General features: G+C 49.5%; 23 protein-coding genes. 2 read left to right on the top strand and 21 right to left on the bottom strand.

Going from position 1 to position 18,189, the window contains the following annotated elements; genetic code table 11:
* Positions 1–14: 14 nt before the first annotated feature.
* The 13 genes from C2M36_RS00905 to rpsJ all read right to left on the bottom strand — a co-directional run bounded on the left by C2M36_RS00905 (position 15) and on the right by rpsJ (position 6,330).
* The gene (locus tag C2M36_RS00905) at positions 15–437 is read right to left on the bottom strand and encodes an NrsF family protein (protein WP_105253324.1); all 423 of its coding nucleotides are present in this window, start codon (positions 435–437) and stop codon (positions 15–17) included.
* Positions 437–994 (bottom strand): RNA polymerase sigma factor, encoded by a 558-nt coding sequence (locus C2M36_RS00900; protein ID WP_105253323.1) that lies wholly within the window; start codon positions 992–994, stop codon positions 437–439. Before C2M36_RS00900 ends, C2M36_RS00905 begins: the two co-directional genes overlap by 1 nt.
* A gap of 369 nt (positions 995–1,363) precedes the next feature.
* Positions 1,364–1,621 (bottom strand): 30S ribosomal protein S17, encoded by a 258-nt coding sequence (rpsQ, locus tag C2M36_RS00895; RefSeq protein ID WP_105253322.1) that lies wholly within the window; start codon positions 1,619–1,621, stop codon positions 1,364–1,366.
* Entirely contained in the window at positions 1,621–1,812 is a 192-nt protein-coding gene (gene rpmC / locus C2M36_RS00890) for a 50S ribosomal protein L29 (RefSeq protein WP_105189377.1), read from the bottom strand. The genes rpsQ and rpmC overlap by 1 nt, the downstream gene beginning before the upstream one ends.
* Entirely contained in the window at positions 1,812–2,225 is a 414-nt protein-coding gene (gene rplP / locus C2M36_RS00885) for a 50S ribosomal protein L16 (RefSeq protein ID WP_105253321.1), read from the bottom strand. The genes rpmC and rplP overlap by 1 nt, the downstream gene beginning before the upstream one ends.
* Before the next feature lie 12 nt (positions 2,226–2,237).
* Positions 2,238–2,939: a 30S ribosomal protein S3 gene (gene rpsC, locus C2M36_RS00880; protein ID WP_105189378.1), complete on the bottom strand. Its 702-nt coding sequence runs from the start codon at positions 2,937–2,939 to the stop codon at positions 2,238–2,240.
* A gap of 12 nt (positions 2,940–2,951) precedes the next feature.
* Positions 2,952–3,284 (bottom strand): 50S ribosomal protein L22, encoded by a 333-nt coding sequence (gene rplV, locus C2M36_RS00875; RefSeq protein ID WP_105189398.1) that lies wholly within the window; start codon positions 3,282–3,284, stop codon positions 2,952–2,954.
* Between the two features lie 12 nt (positions 3,285–3,296).
* Positions 3,297–3,575 carry a 30S ribosomal protein S19 gene (gene rpsS / locus C2M36_RS00870; protein ID WP_010367084.1) on the bottom strand — a complete coding sequence of 93 codons (279 nt, stop codon included), beginning with the start codon at positions 3,573–3,575 and terminating at the stop codon, positions 3,297–3,299.
* A 16-nt stretch (positions 3,576–3,591) separates the two neighbouring features.
* A complete protein-coding gene (gene rplB / locus C2M36_RS00865; RefSeq protein ID WP_105189379.1) occupies positions 3,592–4,416 on the bottom strand; it encodes a 50S ribosomal protein L2 in 825 nt (274 codons plus the stop codon).
* A gap of 17 nt (positions 4,417–4,433) precedes the next feature.
* Complete coding sequence (gene rplW, locus C2M36_RS00860) at positions 4,434–4,736, bottom strand: 50S ribosomal protein L23 (protein WP_105199951.1); 303 nt, start codon at positions 4,734–4,736, stop codon at positions 4,434–4,436.
* Positions 4,733–5,338 (bottom strand): 50S ribosomal protein L4, encoded by a 606-nt coding sequence (gene rplD / locus C2M36_RS00855; RefSeq protein WP_105189381.1) that lies wholly within the window; start codon positions 5,336–5,338, stop codon positions 4,733–4,735. The genes rplW and rplD overlap by 4 nt, the downstream gene beginning before the upstream one ends.
* Before the next feature lie 17 nt (positions 5,339–5,355).
* A complete protein-coding gene (rplC, locus tag C2M36_RS00850) occupies positions 5,356–5,991 on the bottom strand; it encodes a 50S ribosomal protein L3 (RefSeq protein ID WP_105253320.1) in 636 nt (211 codons plus the stop codon).
* 27 nt (positions 5,992–6,018) lie between these two features.
* A complete protein-coding gene (rpsJ, locus tag C2M36_RS00845) occupies positions 6,019–6,330 on the bottom strand; it encodes a 30S ribosomal protein S10 (protein ID WP_010376390.1) in 312 nt (103 codons plus the stop codon).
* 787 nt (positions 6,331–7,117) lie between these two features.
* Here rpsJ and plsB point away from each other — a divergent pair.
* On the top strand, positions 7,118–9,565 hold the full coding sequence (plsB, locus tag C2M36_RS00835) for a glycerol-3-phosphate 1-O-acyltransferase PlsB (protein WP_105253318.1): 2,448 nt from the start codon (positions 7,118–7,120) through the stop codon (positions 9,563–9,565).
* Between the two features lie 333 nt (positions 9,566–9,898).
* Here the strand turns inward: plsB and gapS1 are convergent, their stop codons facing one another.
* Together gapS1 and tesB are read right to left on the bottom strand one after the other, a co-directional pair.
* Positions 9,899–11,488, bottom strand: coding sequence for a GapS1 family protein (gene gapS1 / locus C2M36_RS00830; RefSeq protein WP_105253317.1), 1,590 nt, complete (start codon positions 11,486–11,488; stop codon positions 9,899–9,901).
* 673 nt (positions 11,489–12,161) lie between these two features.
* On the bottom strand, positions 12,162–13,019 hold the full coding sequence (gene tesB / locus C2M36_RS00825; protein ID WP_105253316.1) for an acyl-CoA thioesterase II: 858 nt from the start codon (positions 13,017–13,019) through the stop codon (positions 12,162–12,164).
* A gap of 84 nt (positions 13,020–13,103) precedes the next feature.
* Here tesB and C2M36_RS00820 point away from each other — a divergent pair, with 84 nt between their 5' ends.
* Positions 13,104–13,562, top strand: a complete 459-nt coding sequence (locus C2M36_RS00820; RefSeq protein ID WP_105253315.1) for an EVE domain-containing protein — start codon at positions 13,104–13,106, stop codon at positions 13,560–13,562.
* Between the two features lie 7 nt (positions 13,563–13,569).
* Here the strand turns inward: C2M36_RS00820 and C2M36_RS00815 are convergent, their stop codons facing one another.
* From C2M36_RS00815 to C2M36_RS00790, 6 genes are all read right to left on the bottom strand, one after another.
* The gene (locus tag C2M36_RS00815) at positions 13,570–14,358 is read right to left on the bottom strand and encodes a TIGR00266 family protein (RefSeq protein WP_105253314.1); all 789 of its coding nucleotides are present in this window, start codon (positions 14,356–14,358) and stop codon (positions 13,570–13,572) included.
* Between the two features lie 141 nt (positions 14,359–14,499).
* On the bottom strand, positions 14,500–14,712 hold the full coding sequence (locus tag C2M36_RS16935) for a GDCCVxC domain-containing (seleno)protein (RefSeq protein ID WP_105199956.1): 213 nt from the start codon (positions 14,710–14,712) through the stop codon (positions 14,500–14,502).
* A 165-nt stretch (positions 14,713–14,877) separates the two neighbouring features.
* Entirely contained in the window at positions 14,878–15,534 is a 657-nt protein-coding gene (locus C2M36_RS00805; protein ID WP_105215028.1) for a CoA transferase subunit B, read from the bottom strand.
* Positions 15,535–15,536: 2 nt separating this feature from the next.
* Positions 15,537–16,238: a CoA transferase subunit A gene (locus C2M36_RS00800; protein ID WP_105253313.1), complete on the bottom strand. Its 702-nt coding sequence runs from the start codon at positions 16,236–16,238 to the stop codon at positions 15,537–15,539.
* Positions 16,239–16,246: 8 nt separating this feature from the next.
* Positions 16,247–17,005: a 3-hydroxybutyrate dehydrogenase gene (locus tag C2M36_RS00795; protein ID WP_105253312.1), complete on the bottom strand. Its 759-nt coding sequence runs from the start codon at positions 17,003–17,005 to the stop codon at positions 16,247–16,249.
* A gap of 2 nt (positions 17,006–17,007) precedes the next feature.
* Positions 17,008–18,186, bottom strand: a complete 1,179-nt coding sequence (locus tag C2M36_RS00790; RefSeq protein WP_105253311.1) for an E22 family MetX-like putative esterase — start codon at positions 18,184–18,186, stop codon at positions 17,008–17,010.
* Positions 18,187–18,189: the final 3 nt, after the last annotated feature.

Below are 18,189 nucleotides of genomic sequence, written 5' to 3'. Positions count from 1 at the left end.
AAACCAGGCCAAGCTTAGGGGCACCAAGGAATACAGCAGGGTTTCAAAATCACAGCTCTGTCGTTTTCCAGGCTGGCAGGCTCAAGTGTGGGAGCCACTAAGCCGATTACATATTGCAGCAGCCAGAATAACATCAGCGTTAAACCAAGGAGCTGCAATTTGCCGCTTGTTCTGCCGGGCACCGCATCTCGAAAAGCCTGCACGCTGACATAAACTATCGCCACCACCCCCGACAGGGTTTCGAATAAGAAACGCGGCGTCGACAACAGCTGAGAAAAAGCGTCCGGGCGGGCTGGACCAACAAGATGAGTAAGCACAACGACATACAGCATACTCAACACTAACCAGGCCATGGCCAGCTTGTCCAGATCCGGCATCTTGCCGACCGGCTTGAGGTTATGGCTGAGATCCGCGATAAAGGTTATTCGATCCGGCATTAGTCTTCCGCCTCGATAAGATGTTTGAGTTTGTTGATGGCCCTGTGCACTCGCACCTTAAGCGCGCTTTCTGAAATTCCCAATTGTTTCGCGGCTTCACTGCTGCTCAGTCCTACCAGCTTGGTCAAGGTGAGTGCTTCCCTGTGGGGAGCCGACAACTCCTTCAACAGGTTTTCTTCATCAATGCCGTCTTCCACCGAAGCGCTCTGGGATACAAGACCCTGCGCTTCGAGTTGATACGACTCGGTGTGTTGAATGCGGCTACTTTTGTGGCGCAGATAATCTATCACCTTGTGCCGAACAATAGTGAAAAACCAGGGCCGGAATGGGCGCTGGGGATCATAGGTATGGCGCGCCTTATGAATGGCGAGCAAGGTTTCCTGGACGCAATCTTCTATGAACTCCTGATCCCCGAATCGCTTTTTAAGGTAGCCGTGGATCACGTTCGCCAGCTCGGTCAGTAATTGACGGTAATCGGATTCGCAACCCATTTGAGCACTGGCCATCAGCTCTGACCAACGGCCGTTATCGGATTGCGACGCGTCATTGATGCTCATCTGGGTAAAAAAGGCCCTGAGTTCATAAGCCGAGAAGATGACAATTCCAATATTAAAGCCCCCTGAGATGGACGCAATTCCGATAAATTTGTAAGACCTAGAAGCGTTAATAATAGCACCTCAATAACACGCCATATTTGCTTAATACGTACCGCAGCCTTCAAAGGTTACAAGGCATAAAAATAAACCGGGCTCAGATCAGGATAAGTTAACCGGGCTCGACCAATGCTTCACTGGCTGAAGACGCAATAGAAAAGGGAAGAAGAAATAGACGGGAGTGTGGGTATTTTGCCAGCCGCAACGGCCCAATAATGAAAAAGCCCCGGCAGATGCCAGGGCTTTTTTGGTCCAAATAGACTTAATTAAAAATTAAGCTTTCTTAGGACGCTCAACAACTTCTACCAATGTCCAAGACTTAGTCTTAGAGATAGGCGCACACTCACGAATAGTAACTGTATCGCCTTCTAGAGCAGTGTTGTTTTCATCATGTACGTGCAACTTAGTAGTACGTTTCATGAATTTACCGTATACCGGGTGCTTCACGTAACGGGCTACAGCAACAGTGAAAGACTTGTCCATCTTGTCGCTGATTACACGGCCTTGTAGAGTACGGATCTTATCGCTCATTATGCACCTGCCTTCTGGTTAATAACCGTTTTAACACGCGCGATATCGCGACGTACTTTACGTAGCAAATGAGATTGAGCTAGCTGACCAGTGCTTGCTTGCATGCGCAGGTTAAACTGCTCACGAAGAAGTTCAATAAGTTCAGCGTTAAGCTCTTCTACGCTTTTGTCTTTAAGTTCGCTAGCTTTCATTACATCACCGTCCGAGTTACAAAAGTGGTTTTGAATGGTAATTTACGAGACGCTAGGTTGAATGCTTCACGAGCAAGCTCTTCTGAAACACCTTCCATTTCGTAAAGTACTTTACCAGGCTGAATTTCAGCAACCCAGTATTCAACAGAACCTTTACCTTTACCCATACGAACTTCAAGCGGCTTTTCAGTGATTGGCTTGTCTGGGAATACACGGATCCAGATTTTACCTTGACGCTTGATGTGACGTGTCATAGCACGACGAGCTGCTTCGATTTGACGAGCAGTCATACGGCCACGACCAGTAGCCTTAAGACCGAAAGTACCGAAGCTTACTTTGTTACCGTTTTGCGCAAGACCACGGTTGCGGCCTTTGTGCACTTTACGGAATTTTGTACGTTTTGGCTGTAACATTATTCGCTACTCCTACTTAGCACTTTTCTTGGCTTTCTTCGGGCCACGTTTAGCAGGCTTCTCTTGCTCTTGAACTAGTGGAAGACCACCAATAACTTCGCCTTTGAAGATCCATACTTTAACACCGATGATGCCGTAAGTGGTTGCAGCTTCAGAAGTTGCGTAATCGATATCAGCACGAAGAGTGTGTAGAGGTACACGACCTTCACGGTACCACTCAGAACGTGCGATTTCTGCGCCGCCTAGACGACCGCTTACTTCAACTTTGATACCCTTTGCACCTAAGCGCATTGCATTTTGTACCGAACGCTTCATAGCGCGACGGAACATAACACGACGCTCTAGCTGTGACGCAATACCGTCAGCTACTAGTTGTGCATCAAGCTCTGGCTTACGTACTTCCGCAATATTGATTTGCGCAGGTACACCAGCGATTTTTGTTACAGCTTGACGTAGCTTTTCAACGTCTTCGCCTTTTTTACCGATAACAACACCAGGACGAGCTGTGTGAATTGTTACACGGATAGATTTTGCTGGGCGCTCGATAACGATTTTAGCCACAGAAGCGTTCTTAAGTTCCTTAGTAAGGTAAGAACGTACTTTGTGATCGCCAAAAAGCTGCTCAGAGTAATCTTTTGTATTCGCGTACCAGGTAGAAACCCAAGGTTTAGAGATACCTAGGCGAATACCAGTAGGATGAACTTTTTGTCCCATTACTTATATCTCCTAGTTATCCGAAACCACAACAGTGATGTGGCTTGTACGCTTAAGGATGCGGTCAGCGCGTCCTTTAGCACGAGGCATGATGCGTTTCATTGTAGGACCTTCGTCTACAAATACTTTCGCTACTACAAGCTCATCAATGTCAGCACCTTCGTTGTGCTCTGCGTTAGCAATAGCAGACTCAAGTACTTTCTTAACTAATGCAGCCGCTTTCTTAGGGCTGTACGCCAGGATTTCTAGGGCGCGATCTACCGGTAGTCCACGGATTTGATCTGCAACTAGACGTGCTTTTTGCGCCGAACCAGAGGCGAATTTGTGTTTAGCTAATGCTTCCATCATAACCTCCGATTAACGTTTCTTAGCTTTCTTATCCGCAGCGTGACCGCGGTAAGTACGTGTAGGTGCGAATTCACCCAGTTTGTGACCGATCATTTCGTCTGTGACAAACACAGGAACGTGCTGACGACCATTATGGACAGCGATGGTCAATCCGATCATGTTAGGTATGATCATTGAACGACGGCTCCAAGTTTTAATTGGCTTCTTGTCACCGCTTTCCAACGCTTTCTCTACCTTCTTCAGCAAGTGCAGGTCAATAAATGGACCTTTCTTGAGAGAACGTGGCATGGCTATTCCTCAACTATTATTTAGTACGACGACGTACGATGAACTTATCAGTACGCTTGTTCTTACGAGTCTTGTAACCTTTGGTAGGTACGCCCCATGGAGATACAGGGTGACGACCACCAGAAGTACGACCTTCACCACCACCGTGCGGGTGATCTACCGGGTTCATGGCAACACCACGAACGGTCGGACGGATACCACGCCAGCGGTTTGCACCGGCTTTACCAAGTGAACGTAGCATGTGCTCAGCATTACCTACTTCACCTAGAGTTGCGCGACAGTCAGCTAGTACTTTACGAACTTCGCCTGAACGAAGACGTAGAGTCACGTATTGACCTTCACGTGCTAGGATTTGTACGTAAGCGCCTGCAGAACGTGCAATCTGTGCACCTTTGCCAGGCTTAAGCTCTACGTTGTGTACAGTCGAACCTACAGGCATGTTGCGCATAGGTAAGGTGTTACCAGCTTTGATTGGTGCATCAACACCAGACTGGATTTGATCACCTGCTTTAAGACCCTTAGGAGCGATGATGTAACGACGCTCACCGTCGGCATAACAAACCAAGGCGATGTTCGCGCTACGGTTTGGATCATACTCTAGACGCTCTACTTTAGCTGGAATGCCATCTTTAGTGCGTTTAAAGTCAATTACACGGTAATGATGCTTGTGACCACCACCGATATGACGAACCGTGATACGACCTTTGTTGTTACGACCACCGGTCTTAGAGTTCTTCTCTAGAAGCGGAGCGTATGGCTTACCCTTGTGTAGATCAGGGTTAACCACTTTAACGACGTGACGACGACCCGCAGAAGTTGGTTTACACTTTTGAAGTGCCATAATTCTAACTCCCCTTATTACTCGGCGCCGCCGACAAAGTCTAGCTCGCTACCTTCTTTAAGAGTAACGTAGGCTTTCTTCCAGTCGCTACGACGACCGAAACGCATACCAGTACGCTTTGTTTTACCCTTAACATTAAGTGTGCGAACACCAGTTACTTCTACTTCGAAAAGCTTTTCTACAGCTGCTTTAACGTCAGCTTTAGTTGCATCTTTTAGTACTTTGAAAACAATCGTGTTGTTATCTTCAGCAGATACAGTGCTCTTCTCAGAGATATGTGGAGCAAGGATTACTTTTAAAAGACGTTCTTCACGGATCATGCTAGCGCCTCCTCAAGTTGCTTTACAGCACCCTTAGTCATAACAACCTTATCGAAAGCGATTAGGCTTACTGGGTCGATGCCAGCTACGTCACGTACGTCAACCTTGTATAGGTTACGTGCTGCAAGGAATAGATTCTCTTCTACTTCTTCAGTCACGATTAGTACGTCTTTAAGCTCAAGCTCTTTCAGCTTAGCTACAAGGGCTTTAGTCTTAGGAGCTTCGATACCGAAGTTCTCAACTACAACTAAACGCTCTTGACGAACAAGCTCAGATAAGATGCTCTTGATCGCACCGCGATACATCTTACGGTTTACTTTTTGGCTGTGATCTTGCGGCTTAGCTGCAAAAGTCACACCACCGCTGCGCCAGATTGGGCTACGGATTGTACCAGCACGTGCACGGCCAGTACCTTTTTGACGCCATGGCTTCTTACCGCCACCGCTTACTTCAGAACGTGTCTTCTGAGCTTTAGTACCTTGACGAGCACCTGCTGCGTAAGCAACAACTACTTGGTGTACTAATGCTTCGTTAAACTCACGTCCAAAAGTAGCTTCGGAAACTTCAAGAGCGCCTGACGCGTCTTTAATTGCTAATTCCATCACTAAATCTCCAGGACTTATGCTTTAACAGCTGGTTTAACGATTACGTCACCGCCGATAGCGCCAGGTACTGCACCTTTAACTAGAAGCAGATTACGCTCAGCGTCAACACGTACTAGTTCTAGGTTCTGAGTAGTTACACGCTCAGCACCCATGTGACCGGCCATTTTCTTACCTTTAAACACCTTACCAGGTGATTGGTTTTGACCGATTGAACCAGGAGCACGGTGAGACAAAGAGTTACCGTGTGTAGCGTCTTGCATGCTGAAGTTCCAGCGCTTAACACCACCTTGGAAACCTTTACCTTTAGAAGTACCGGTAACGTCAACTTTTTTCACTTCGTTGAATACTTCAACAGTGATTTCGTTACCAACTTCGAAGTCGCCTTCACCGCCATTAAGACGGAATTCCCACAGACCACGACCCGCTTCAACGCCAGCTTTAGCGAAGTGACCCGCTGCTGGTTTGTTTACACGGCTAGCTTTTTTCTCGCCTGCGGTTACTTGAAGCGCGTTATAACCGTCTGTTGCGTCAGATTTGATCTGCGTAACACGGTTAGGAGTCGCTTCGATTACGGTTACTGGGATAGATACGCCATCTTCAGTGAAGATACGAGTCATGCCCACTTTACGACCGACTAGACCTAATGCCATTTTCCTAAAACCTCTCTAATCTTCCGATTAACCCAGGCTGATTTGAACATCAACACCAGCAGCAAGGTCTAGGCGCATTAGAGCGTCTACAGTCTTGTCTGTTGGTTCTACGATGTCGATCAGACGTTTGTGGGTGCGGATCTCGTACTGATCACGCGCGTCTTTGTTAACGTGCGGAGAGATCAATACAGTGAAACGTTCTTTGCGTGTAGGAAGTGGGATTGGACCACGTACCTGAGCACCTGTGCGTTTCGCAGTTTCCACAATTTCCGCCGTTGATTGGTCAATCAAACGGTGGTCAAAAGCTTTTAGGCGAATGCGAATGCGTTGATTTGACATTCTAAAACCTCAATAAAAAGAGCATTTAAAAAGAGCATAAAAAAACACCCGAAACTTACTTACTACTAAGAAGTCGGTTGTCCTTTCATTTTCTACCATTGAGCTCCAAATCGGAGCTCCTGTTTATGCTTGAAATCCAAGCTATATCTAGCTTTCCAAGTCCTTGGTGAAACACCTAAGGCAAAGAAAGTCCGCACATTATAGAGAGATTGGTGATAAATGCAACAGTTTTTTCAGGGAAGGGATAGGTACGGTGGACAAGAAGGAGGAAGCGCTTGATGCTGCGCCACTCACCCGTCCTTCTTGTCTGCCGCAACACAGAATTCAGCCCCAGGGATACGACTAAATACCGAGCCTGGCGCGTTTTTCGCAGCCATTGTTCGTATTATCGAGACTTTTAACTGACAGCAGGCTTAAAGCCTGTTCATTTTATGTACCAAGGCCAATCCCTTTCCTCGCTGCAGTGGGAGGCAAAACCTCCCCGCGCCCTTGGCTCAGGCGCCAAGCCAGCTCATGGCAATGGTCAGTCCAGTTATAACTTGGTATCATTTGCGCCCTTTTTTGTGTTTTTTGATGCCAATTGCATTAATAAAGTAAGCGGCCACAGCGTCGGATAGAGACGCAGGATAGCAAGGCTAAAATTATGGTATATAGTTGTTCTGTATAAATAATTTTTATACCAAGCCAGCCTAACCTTTGGCCCGCTAGATTAAACAAAGTATTAATAAACAAGATTACCTGATCGGTTGTTACCCCCGTGGTAACGCGGTTAAGCGAGTGAGAGTAAATGAAGATTTTAAACCGCAGCGTCGACTTTTTAGCCCGTTGCTTAAATGCCATTTGTGTAAGGTCCAAGGTGCTGCCGCAGCAACCGATTGCCGACTTTGAGCTCGATACCTCGGTACCGACCTTCTACATTGGCCGCTTAAACTCACGCCTCGATATCGCCGCCCTGGCGAAGGTCTGTCGCAAGCTGGGCCTGCCCGACCCCGCCCAGGAGCAGAGCCTGGCCGACACCGAGCTGCCGCGCTTCATCGGCATTCAAAATCCACCACCGGTGTTCGGCACTAAAAGCCGCCCCAGCTGTGCACTGCAACAGGGTAAGGCGATTTTCGATGCTCTGGCCAAGCAACCGCAACAAAAAATCCAGATTATTCCGGTCACCATTCTGTGGGGCCGCAACCCGGGGAAAGAAAAGCCGGGTTTAAGCACGCTGATCTCCCACTCCTTAACACCGAGCTGGTTCCGGAAGTTTTTTGTGGTGCTGTTTTCAGGGCGCGACAACCTTATTCGTTTTAGCCAGCCCCTGGACTTAACCCAGCTGGTGCATGATAAGGGCGATAAAGACGAGTTGCCGCAAAAGCTGCTGCGCGTGGCCCGGGTGCACTTCCGTCGCCAAAAGCTGGCGGCCACCGGCCCCAAACTGCCTTCGCGCGAGGCGCTGTTTAATTCCTTGCTGGCATCACCAACCATTAAAAAAGCCATTGCCGACGAAGCCAAGGCCAAGGGCATTAGCCAGGACCAGGCGCGACAAAATGCCCTGCGTCTGCTCGATGAAATCGCCGCCAACTATTCCGATGCCATGGTCCGTGTTGCCGACCGTATTCTTACCTGGTTGTGGAATAAGCTCTATAACGGCATCGATGTGAACTATGCCGAGCAGGTGCGCGAGCTGACCGACAAAGGACACGAGATCATCTATGTGCCCTACCACCGCAGCCATATGGACTACCTGTTACTCACCTACGTGATTTATCACCAGGGCCTGGTGCCGCCGCATATCGCTGCGGGCATTAACCTCGACTTTTTCCCCGCCGGGCCCATATTCCGTCGCAGCGGCGCCTTCTTTATTCGCCGCTCCTTCAGCGGTAACAAGCTCTACTCGGCGGTGTTTAAAGAATACCTAAGTCAGCTATTTATTAACGGCTACTCGGTGAAGTTTTACACCGAAGGCGGGCGTAGCCGTACCGGCCGGCTGTTGCCACCGAAAACCGGTATGCTGGCCATGACCATTCAGGCCATGCTGCGCGGCATCGACCGCCCCATCAGCATAGTGCCCGTGTATATCGGCTATGAGCATGTGATGGAGATCAACACCTACCTCAAAGAGCTGGCCGGCGACAATAAAAAGAACGAGTCCGTGCTGGGTATTTTCAAGGCCATTAAAAACCTCAAGAACTATGGTCGCGGCAACGTGAACTTTGGTGCGCCCATCAATATCAACCAGTTCCTCAATGAGCAGCAGCCGAACTGGCGCGAGGCGATTCACCCCACCGATGTACAAAAGCCGGCCTGGCTGGGTAAGCAGGTCAGCAATCTGGCCGACGAGATCATGCTGAATATCAACAGTGCCGCGGCATTGAACTCAGTGAACCTGCTGGCCACCATCTTGTTAACCAATGATCAGTTTGCGCTCAGTAAGTCACAACTGTTGGAGCAGATGGATTTCTATCTGCGCCTGCACCGCGATGCGCCGCTCAGCGACAAGTTAACCCTGCCCCAGCAAAACAGCGCCGAGCTGCTCGAACACGCGCTGACGCTCAATAAGTTTGATGTGGTCAACGACCCGTTTGGCGACATCATTGCCATTAAAGAAAAAGAGCGCACCCTGTTTAACTACTACCGCAACAATGTGCTGCACCTGTTTGCGGTGCCCAGCGTCATCGCCCAGCAGCTGTTTAACCACCACAGCATCACTGTTCGCGAGTGCAAGGCACAGGTTCAACGCCTCTACCCCTTGTTTGCCAAGGAATGGTTCCTGCCCGAGCTGAACGAAGACTACATCGACAAGATTCTCGCCAGCTTTGCCGAACAGGGCCTTATTCGCCAACATGGCGAGCAGCTGGAAGTGATCAAAGCGGGTGACAACCAGGCCACCCTGGAAATGCTCGGCAAGGTGGTACACCACACCCTGCTGCGCTACGCCATAGTCATAGGCCTATTAAGCCAAAGCGGCGATATGAGCCCTTGGGAGCTGGAAAAAGAAGGCACCGTGATCGCCAACCGCCTGGGCACCTTGCATGGCATTAAGAGCCCGGAATTCTTCGATAAGAAGGTACTGACCGGCTTTATTGCCAGCCTTAAAGAGCAAGGCTTGGTGCATCAGCGCGACAACGCCCTCGCCCATACCGACGAGCTGGTTGCCCTGTACCAAGATCTGCAGCAGTTGCTGCCTGCCAGGTTGTGGCAGTCGATAAGTGATGCCATAGCGGCGATGCATGCAGGTCAGGCGTAAGCCTTTCTAGATCGTCGGGCCGCCGACTATGGCGGTTATATTTTGTCGCGTTGGCGACTGCAACCAAAGAGGGAGTGATTCGACTCCCTCTTTGGAAACTCCGCGAACCCGTGATTCGCAAATGCCTCCGAACTCAGGTTTTTGTTAAACGCTCCGCTTAGCTTTCAACACGGTTTAACTCGTCGTCCTGACTCGATAAACCTAACTCCGCATCCATGCTCCGTTGTTTTAAGCACACTCCACAACAAAAGCCGATTTCTCCAGCGCGAATCGTAACGGGGGAAACGATACCAGTAAGATTCGCTCTTAGTGAAAACGTAAAAGAACCCAAAACTAAGCTTTTAATTCCTGTTCAAGCCTAGCTAGTGTTCCTAAAAAGCGTGGAACTTTTTGTTCGTCAACACTCCAATACCTGCTTGAATACGTAAGCTTAGCTGCTAAGTCGTTGAGCAAAGTATCAAGATTTTGCTGGAGTAATTGAGTACCTATTGGAGATTTATTCTCTAGGTTATAAAGATGTCCAAATGCTTCTATCCTTTGCCGCATATCGAATGTCTGTGTCTCGGGCTCTCTTTCCTGCTCCGTGCAGAAATCCAGAAAATCGGCAATTGTTTTACCAGCTTCACAACAAGTAGCTAGCATCCCTTCAAAATCGGCAACACTGAAGAAGTGAATATTTTCAATAGGAAATTGCCCATCCACAGCATCTGTTATTTTGTGCGCTAAATCTTCACCAAGGTATTGAATTAATTTACGCCCGCTTCCGCAATAAAAGTCTTGATGTGTGACAACAATAGAATATCTGCGCTCAAAAGGAGCTAAGTTGTCATAATAGATATCACTCAAGGTCTTAGCACACCTACTTGCCTGTATAACACCGCTTAGCAAATTGTCTCGGAGCTTATCTTTCATAATAGATGCGGAGTCTGTAACTAGCAGCTTTTCTTTTGGTTCCACCCCCTTCGCATCAATAAAGATTGAAGAACCTTGATCTTGATGAAGAAAATCAACAACCTTACCCTGACGATTATGCTCACGATAGACATTATTAAGAGTATCTTCTGTAGTATATGAGAATTGAAATTCAGTTAACGCCGTACCCAAATAGAACTCAAAACTCTTTGTAAATTTCTTTTTGAAACGTTGCGCGTCAAAGCTTTTCAGTGTTCGTAATACAAACTCACTAATCCCAATACTCAAGATATAGGGGTGAGCATAAGTCACACTTTTGTCCGTTAGTATCAGGGGCTTATTAATCAGTAGAGGTTCATAAAAGTAAGTTTCAGGTTTCAAAGGGGTTGGTAATGGCCTAGCTAATTTCTTTAAGTTGCAGATAGGACTACCCACTAACTTGAGAATACGGGATATGGAAGATATTGAAAAAGCAGGATATAAAGACGAAATTATTTGCGACAAGGACAGCTCCGACACACCTTCTTGTGTAAGCTTAAGGTCGACCCATAAAGCAAACAGAAAGAACTCTTCAAGATTAACTCCGGTTGCTTTATTAAAGTCATCGATAAAAGCTTGTTTATACCCTTGCTGAAACATTATGGTGTGAAGCCTCAACAGGAAGAAACTGTGAGTAATTCTGGGCACTTGAAAACGCAGCTGTGATAACATAAATGCTCTAAGTGAGAGCCATATATCTCGCTCTTGTTCTATACCCATAGCTTTACCTTGCAACTCCCACATAGCTTGCAAGATTCCTTGAACATCTTTTTGCGTAGCTAGCTTTGCACCTTTAACCGGCTCCAATTCTAGCGCCCAATCAATAGCAAGGCACAAAATCCAAGAACGTTTATACGCTTCACCTCTATCACTTTTTTGATGAAGGCGGGATAAAATACATGTGACAAAACTGTCTGTAGTGAAGTGTCTAATCTTTTGGCGTATTTTTCCTGCTGCCGTAGCGTAACTCATAGAGATCCCTTCAGTTTAAATTTGCGAGGATATAGTGCCTTTAGGATTCAGTTTTTTGCAGTATATTTTTCTTGACCTAGTCACCTGAAAGCATATTATAAATTGCAAGCGGTTATCCGCGAGGTGTCAGGCAAAATCAAGGCAAGTAAAATACTTAACTAAGATACCTAAACGAACAAACTAAATATAAGTTAAAGTGTCGAGCGAACTAAATACAAACGTTTAAGCCAATATTACATAAACCGCAGCTCACCAGATTGATTGAACTACACGAAAAAGTGCTCACTTTAATTCACGCAGAAAATATAGATTTCAATATAGCAGACAACTAAAAATACACCTGTAAGCCTGATAGTCACTAACCCTCAATAGGTGTTGGCTATGAAAATTCATTTTAGTATTTCCGCAGCATTTCATGCTTGGTTTCTAAAATTTGAATTCGGTTTGGACAAACGTAAATCCAATCGAGTTGACGAAAAAGAAGCTTAAACAACTGAGCCCGCATTCTTGAATGTGGGCTTTTTTGTCGGTGCGCTCTTACATCCACTAAAAACGTCGCGAGCGAAGTCAGTACAAGGCAAAAATCGCTGAAAAGCCGCAGTTTACTGGCCGTAAATGAGGACTTTGAAGCGATTTTCAACGCCGTAATGATGAGCGCAGCAGTTTTAAGCCCCTAACGCTCGCGCATCACCCCTTCTTGAATGGTGGAAGCAACCAGGTTGCCCTTGCGGTCAAAGAACTGGCCGCGCACCAAACCGCGGCCACAGCTGGCGCTGGGGCTGTCCACGCTATAGAGCATCCATTCGTCCATACGGAATGGGCGGTGGAACCACATGGAGTGATCGATGGTGGCTACCTGCATTTTTGGGTGCATAAAGGACTTACCGTGCGGCTGAAGTGCCGTTGGTAAAAACTCGAAGTCCGACGCATAGGCCAGCAAATAGTTGTGAATACGCTGGTCATCCGGCATCTCGCCATTGGTCTTAAACCAGATATGCTTAATTGGCTCGGCCACCTGCGGCTTAAAGGGGTTTTGGAAATTCACCGGGCGCATGTCGATGGGCTTTTCGCTGATAAACTTGTTGCGAATAGGCTCTGGAATTTGGTGCGCATGCTCTTGGTAAAATTCCAGGGCAGAGCGTAAGCCTTCCGGTGCCGGCACATCCGGCATAGGTGTTTGGTGTTCCAGGCCCTGGGCGTCGCCGGAGAAAGAGGCGGTCATATAAAAAATCGGTTTGCCGTACTGAATGGCGCTGACACGGCGGGTGCTCAGGCTCTTACCATCGCGGATATTTTCCACATCATACACAATGGGACGCGAGGCATCGCCGGGGCGTAAAAAATAGGAATGCAGGGAATGCACCACGCGCCCTTCGGGCAGGGTTTCCTTCGCTGCCGACAGTGCCTGACCCATAACCTGACCGCCAAAAACGGCCTTAAAACCAAGGTCTTGGCTGGCACCGCGATACAGGCCCAACTCGATTTCTTCCAGTTTTAACAGCGACAATAAATTATCTAATGCTTGGCTCATTGTGTCCTCATTTCCACATTGCAGCTAATACAATGATAATACTATACAATGAACCCGATTACCTAGCTCAGCACAGGACCCGACATGGCTTATTGGCTACTCAAAACAGAGCCCGATGCGTTTTCATTGGCAGACCTAAAAGCGGCGCCGAACGGCACCACGGTGTGGGATGGCGTACGTAATTATCAGGCCCGTAATTTTATTCGCGATGGCATGAAAGTGGGCGACAAGGTGTTTATCTATCATTCAAGCTGCAAGGTGCCGGCCATAGTCGGCGTGGCCGAGATAGTGAATGGCCCCTATGCGGATCCATCCCAATTCGATGCCAGCGGCGATTATTATGACCCTAAAGCCACAGCCGAGGCGCCGCGCTGGTTTAGTGTCGATGTGCAATACCGGCAAACCTTTAACAAGCCGGTGACTCTGCAGGCGATCAAGGCCGACCCGGCCATCGAAGAGCTGGCGCTGAAAAAATCCGGGCGCTTGTCCGTGATGCCGGTCACCGAGGAAGAATGGCAATACCTGTGTGGCATTGCCAAATAAAGATTATCTAGTCGCCGCCTATCATGTCGCCGATACCGCCAAGGACCGAACCCTCGCCTTGGCGTGAGCCCCCGGCTCGGGGGGCATGTTCAAGCACGCGATCGGCCAGACGTGAGAAAGGCAGGCTTTGGATCCACACGGTGCCGTGGCCGCGCAGCGTGGTGAGGAACAGGCCTTCACCACCAAAGAACATGGAGCGCAGCCCCTTCACCCGCTCGATATCGAACTCGATGCCGCCGGTAAAGCCAACCACACAGCCAGTGTCTAAACGCAGTGTTTCACCGTTAAGCTGTTTCTCAACGACCGTGCCGCCGGCATGGGCGAAAGCCATACCGTCGCCTTCTAAGCGCTGCAAAATAAAGCCTTCGCCGCCAAAGAAACCGGCGCCTAATTTACGCTGAAAGGCGATGTTGACCTCGGTGCCCATTGCCGCGCACAGGAAGGAGTCTTTTTGTAAGAACACCTGCTCACCCAGCTGCGCCATGTTCAAGGGGATGATGGTGCCGGGAAAAGGCGCGGCAAAGGCAACGCGTTTTTTACCCATGCCCTGATTGGTAAAGTGGGTCATAAACAGGGACTCGCCGCTGATCATGCGCTTACCCGCACTAAACAGCTTGCTCATAAACCCTTGATTGACCTGTGAGCCGTCACCCATTTTCGCTTCAAATTGAATGCCGTCATCGAGGTAGTTCATCGCCCCCGCTTCGGCAATCACAGTTTCATTCGGGTCGAGTTCCACTTCCACCATTTGCATTGAATGGCCGATAATTTCATAGTCAACTTCATGACATCGCATTGTGCTTTCTCCTTTTTCTTGATGGACCTAGCATGACCTAAATGCACATTCAGTGCATCGAATAAAATGTAAGCAGCTTTTACAAGGGGGGAATCTAGGCTGTAGCCGTGGCAATCGCTGCCCGATTTGATTTGAGTGTTATTAACCGCAGCACCTGCCATCTTTTTGTATCGGTGGGCATTTAACCGAGCCATATGAGCAATACACGCAGCAGTCACCGGGTAAAGGCTTTAGCAGGGTGTGGCAAGATGAACACTCATAATAATACTGGCACGCATCCGTTGGCATGGTTTCCTGCTTCTTTGCGCCGCACGCTGGGCAGGTGATAACAGACTCGAGAATGACATTATTCATTTAGATCTCTGTCGCCTCTGGTTAATAGCCCTTAAACCTTAGCACAGCTCCTACTTAGGGCACCCTACGCCTGCGTTTGGGTTGGGTTGTGATGAACACATAAAAAACACCCAGCATAGCAGGCTAGCTGGGTGTTGGCTGGCGCAGTTTAGAGTCGGGACAACCCTAAAACTGCATCTCAGGAACCTGATCCGGGCAGATGAGCTTGCCCTGGGTTTTTGCTTTAATCTCTTCCACGCTTACGCCGGGAGCGCGCTCAAGCAGGTGAAACGCACCATCCTTGATTTCCAGCAGCGCCAGGTCGGTGATCACCTTATTGATACAGCCGACGCCCGTCAGCGGCAGTGAACACTGGGTCAGCAGTTTTGAGTCGCCATGCTTGCTGGCATGGGTCATGGTACAGATAATATTTTTGGCGCCCGCCACCAAGTCCATGGCCCCGCCCATGCCCTTGACCAGCTTGCCGGGGATCATCCAACTGGCGATGTTGCCGTTTTGGTCCACTTCGAAGGCGCCCAACACGGTTAAATCCACATGACCACCGCGGATCATGGCAAAGCTTTCGGCGGAGTTAAAAATCGCGGCGCCGGTGCGGGCGGTAACGGTTTCCTTACCGGCGTTGATCATGTCCGCATCCACTTGTGCCTCAAGCGGATATTCGCCCATGCCCAACAAGCCGTTTTCCGATTGCAGCATCACATCTATGCCTTTGGGTACATAGTTGGCAACCAAGGTGGGAATGCCTATGCCCAGATTCACATAGTAACCGTCGCGTAATTCCTGGGCGACGCGTTGCGCCATTTGCTCTCGTGTCAACGCCATGGTTATGCTCCTCGCACCGTACGTTTTTCGATGCGCTTTTCAAACTGGCCTTGAATCACGCGTTGCACATAAATACCCGGGGTGTGAATTTGACTGGGCTCCAGCTCCCCGGGCTCGACAATTTCTTCCGCCTCAACCACGGTGATCTTGCCTGCCGTAGCCGCCATGGGGTTGAAGTTCATCGCCGTATGACGATAGATGCAGTTGCCGTAACGATCTGCCTTCCACGCCTTCACTATGGCAAAGTCGCCGACAATGCTTGGCTCAAGCACATAGTCACGGCCAGCAAACTGCTTGATGTCCTTGCCTTCGGCCACCACAGTGCCTACTCCGGTTGCGGTGTAAAAGGCGGGGATGCCGGCGCCACCGGCACGCATTTTCTCCGCCAGGGTGCCCTGAGGGGTTAGTTCCACTTCCAGCTCGCCGCTCAGCAGTTGCTGTTCAAACAACGCGTTTTCACCCACGTAAGAGGCGACCATTTTGTGGATCTGCTTATCTTCAAGCAGGATGCCTAAACCAAAGCCATCGACACCACAGTTATTGGAAACCACAGTCAAACCTCGGGTGGCCTTGTTTTTGATTTCTTTGATCAAGCCCTCGGGAATACCGCAAAGGCCAAAGCCGCCGGCGATCACCGTCATATTGTCTTCGAGGCCCGCCATTGCTTCACCGTAGCTGTTCACTACCTTATTAAAACCTGCCATCGTCTCTCCTATTGCGCCGTCCAGCCGCCATCAAGGGCGATGGCCTGAGCGGTAATGTTGCGCGCCGCATCCGCCAGTAAAAAATCAACGGTGTGGGCGATTTCATCCAGGCCGATAAAGGCCTTTTTAGGCATGGGAGCCAGCATTATGGTGTCGATCACCTCTTGCTCCGTGATGCCATGCTGTTTGGCCTGGCTGGCTATTTGCGACTCGACCAGGGGTGTTTTTACATAGGCCGGGCAAATGGTATTGACCGTGATATCCACATCCCCGGTCTCCAGCGCCAGCACCTTGCCCAAACCAATAAGGCCATGCTTGGCCGACACATAGGCCGACTTATACTTGGAGGCCACCTGGGCATGAATGGAGCCGATATTGATAATACGGCCAAAGTTTTGCTCTCGCATCGCTGGAAGCACCGCCTTGGTGAGCATAGCCGGGCCATTGAGCAGCACATCCTGCAGCAGCTGCCATTTATCCAAGGGGTAGTCGTCTAGACGCTCTACGTATTGAACACCGGCGTTATTGATCAGCACGTCTATAGTCGGCTGCCTGGCAATAAAATCACCGAGGGAGGCCAGTTCTGCCACATTCAGCGCCAGGCCCTGGGCACGAACGCCCTGCTGTTGAAGCTGTTCGGCCTCGGCCTTGGCTCGCTCACCATCCAGATCGGTCAGTAAGATCTCATGGCCTTGTTTCCCCAGGTGCTCCGCCACATAGCGGCCAATGCCACTGGCTGCACCGGTAATTAAAATTCGTTTGGTCATAATTACTCCGCTAAGAATTCGGCGATCACCGGGGCCTTGGTTTGAATGGAGAAAATACCGTCAAGATGACCCCAGATACCCTCAACTTCCTCGATTTTCACATCTTTCTCTTGCTCTTTAAGCAGCTTGGCAAACGCGCGCACCGGGCCTGGGCGTAACAAGAGGTCGTTGCTGGCGGGCATAAGCAGCACCTTGGCCTGAATCTTCTTTGCCGCCGCGTTTAGGTCTTCCTGCATGCCGGCGCTGTACAGTTGCGAGGCGCGCACTAAATAGAGAATATGGTTGGCATCCTGAGTTTGCGCTCGAACCAGGGCACGCTCATGCAGGGTCTGGTTGATGGCCGGCAAGGTGCGTATGTCTTTCTTTGCACCCTCGTCCTGCACCTTGAAGTTCGGGAAGCTGGCCTTATAACTTTCCGGGTGCATGGCGTCCTGAGTGATGTTAAGCATGGTGGCGGTCACACCGGCCAGCGGGCGCTCACCCTCATAGTAATTGCCATTATTCCAGTTTGCGTCCAGGCGAATAGGCAAGGCCCATTTTTCCAGCGCGGGTACCGTCCAGGCGTCCATTTTCGCCGCACCAATCACATGCACTAAACGTTCAACCTTGTCTGGGTAACGCACCGACCATTCCAGCGCCTGGAATGAGCCCATGGAGGCGCCAATGACGGCGTGGAGTTTTTCAATCCCCAGGCTGTCGAGCAAACGTTTTTGTACTTCGACAAAATCGCCTATGGTGACCACGGGGAAGTCCAGGCCATAGGGCTTGCCGGTTTTTGGATTAATGGACGCCGGGCCCGTGGTGATCACGTTTTTATCGTGCCAGTTGGCGTTAACCAGGGTATCCGAGCTGATCACGAAAAACTTGTTGGTGTCTATGGCCTTACCCGGACCAATAATGGCATCCCAGTAACCCGGCAAGGCATCATCCGGGCTGTATTTACCCGCCGCATGGGAGGTGCCGGAGAAGAAATGGGTGATCAAAATCACATTGTCCTTGGCTTCATTAAGGGTGCCGTAGCTCTCCCACCCCACCTGCACCTCGGGCAAGGTCACACCCGACTCCGTGGTGTAGTTGGCAAAGGCGAAACGCTGTTTTTCCACCAGCAGGGGCTCGCTCTGAGCCCAGGCCCACTGGCTTACACAGATTAAAACAAGGCCTATTATTCGCAGCATGCTCATGTT

It is taken from the genome of Pseudoalteromonas sp. T1lg75 (assembly GCF_002964705.1).
GTDB lineage: Bacteria > Pseudomonadota > Gammaproteobacteria > Enterobacterales > Alteromonadaceae > Pseudoalteromonas.
Note: the sequence above shows the minus strand (reverse complement) of the source record. Positions and strands in the feature narration are given on the sequence as shown.

Bases quoted from the DNA above. Each gene is read 5' to 3' on its own strand.
- C2M36_RS00905 (WP_105253324.1), bottom strand. From the start codon at position 437: ATGCCGGATCGAATAACCTTTATCGCGGATCTCAGCCATAACCTCAAG.
- C2M36_RS00900 (WP_105253323.1), bottom strand. From the start codon at position 994: ATGAGCATCAATGACGCGTCGCAATCCGATAACGGCCGTTGGTCAGAG.
- rpsQ (WP_105253322.1), bottom strand. From the start codon at position 1,621: ATGAGCGATAAGATCCGTACTCTACAAGGCCGTGTAATCAGCGACAAG.
- rpmC (WP_105189377.1), bottom strand. From the start codon at position 1,812: ATGAAAGCTAGCGAACTTAAAGACAAAAGCGTAGAAGAGCTTAACGCT.
- rplP (WP_105253321.1), bottom strand. From the start codon at position 2,225: ATGTTACAGCCAAAACGTACAAAATTCCGTAAAGTGCACAAAGGCCGC.
- rpsC (WP_105189378.1), bottom strand. From the start codon at position 2,939: ATGGGACAAAAAGTTCATCCTACTGGTATTCGCCTAGGTATCTCTAAA.
- rplV (WP_105189398.1), bottom strand. From the start codon at position 3,284: ATGGAAGCATTAGCTAAACACAAATTCGCCTCTGGTTCGGCGCAAAAA.
- rpsS (WP_010367084.1), bottom strand. From the start codon at position 3,575: ATGCCACGTTCTCTCAAGAAAGGTCCATTTATTGACCTGCACTTGCTG.
- rplB (WP_105189379.1), bottom strand. From the start codon at position 4,416: ATGGCACTTCAAAAGTGTAAACCAACTTCTGCGGGTCGTCGTCACGTC.
- rplW (WP_105199951.1), bottom strand. From the start codon at position 4,736: ATGATCCGTGAAGAACGTCTTTTAAAAGTAATCCTTGCTCCACATATC.
- rplD (WP_105189381.1), bottom strand. From the start codon at position 5,338: ATGGAATTAGCAATTAAAGACGCGTCAGGCGCTCTTGAAGTTTCCGAA.
- rplC (WP_105253320.1), bottom strand. From the start codon at position 5,991: ATGGCATTAGGTCTAGTCGGTCGTAAAGTGGGCATGACTCGTATCTTC.
- rpsJ (WP_010376390.1), bottom strand. From the start codon at position 6,330: ATGTCAAATCAACGCATTCGCATTCGCCTAAAAGCTTTTGACCACCGT.
- plsB (WP_105253318.1), top strand. From the start codon at position 7,118: ATGAAGATTTTAAACCGCAGCGTCGACTTTTTAGCCCGTTGCTTAAAT.
- gapS1 (WP_105253317.1), bottom strand. From the start codon at position 11,488: ATGAGTTACGCTACGGCAGCAGGAAAAATACGCCAAAAGATTAGACAC.
- tesB (WP_105253316.1), bottom strand. From the start codon at position 13,019: ATGAGCCAAGCATTAGATAATTTATTGTCGCTGTTAAAACTGGAAGAA.
- C2M36_RS00820 (WP_105253315.1), top strand. From the start codon at position 13,104: ATGGCTTATTGGCTACTCAAAACAGAGCCCGATGCGTTTTCATTGGCA.
- C2M36_RS00815 (WP_105253314.1), bottom strand. From the start codon at position 14,358: ATGCGATGTCATGAAGTTGACTATGAAATTATCGGCCATTCAATGCAA.
- C2M36_RS16935 (WP_105199956.1), bottom strand. From the start codon at position 14,712: ATGAATAATGTCATTCTCGAGTCTGTTATCACCTGCCCAGCGTGCGGC.
- C2M36_RS00805 (WP_105215028.1), bottom strand. From the start codon at position 15,534: ATGGCGTTGACACGAGAGCAAATGGCGCAACGCGTCGCCCAGGAATTA.
- C2M36_RS00800 (WP_105253313.1), bottom strand. From the start codon at position 16,238: ATGGCAGGTTTTAATAAGGTAGTGAACAGCTACGGTGAAGCAATGGCG.
- C2M36_RS00795 (WP_105253312.1), bottom strand. From the start codon at position 17,005: ATGACCAAACGAATTTTAATTACCGGTGCAGCCAGTGGCATTGGCCGC.
- C2M36_RS00790 (WP_105253311.1), bottom strand. From the start codon at position 18,186: ATGAGCATGCTGCGAATAATAGGCCTTGTTTTAATCTGTGTAAGCCAG.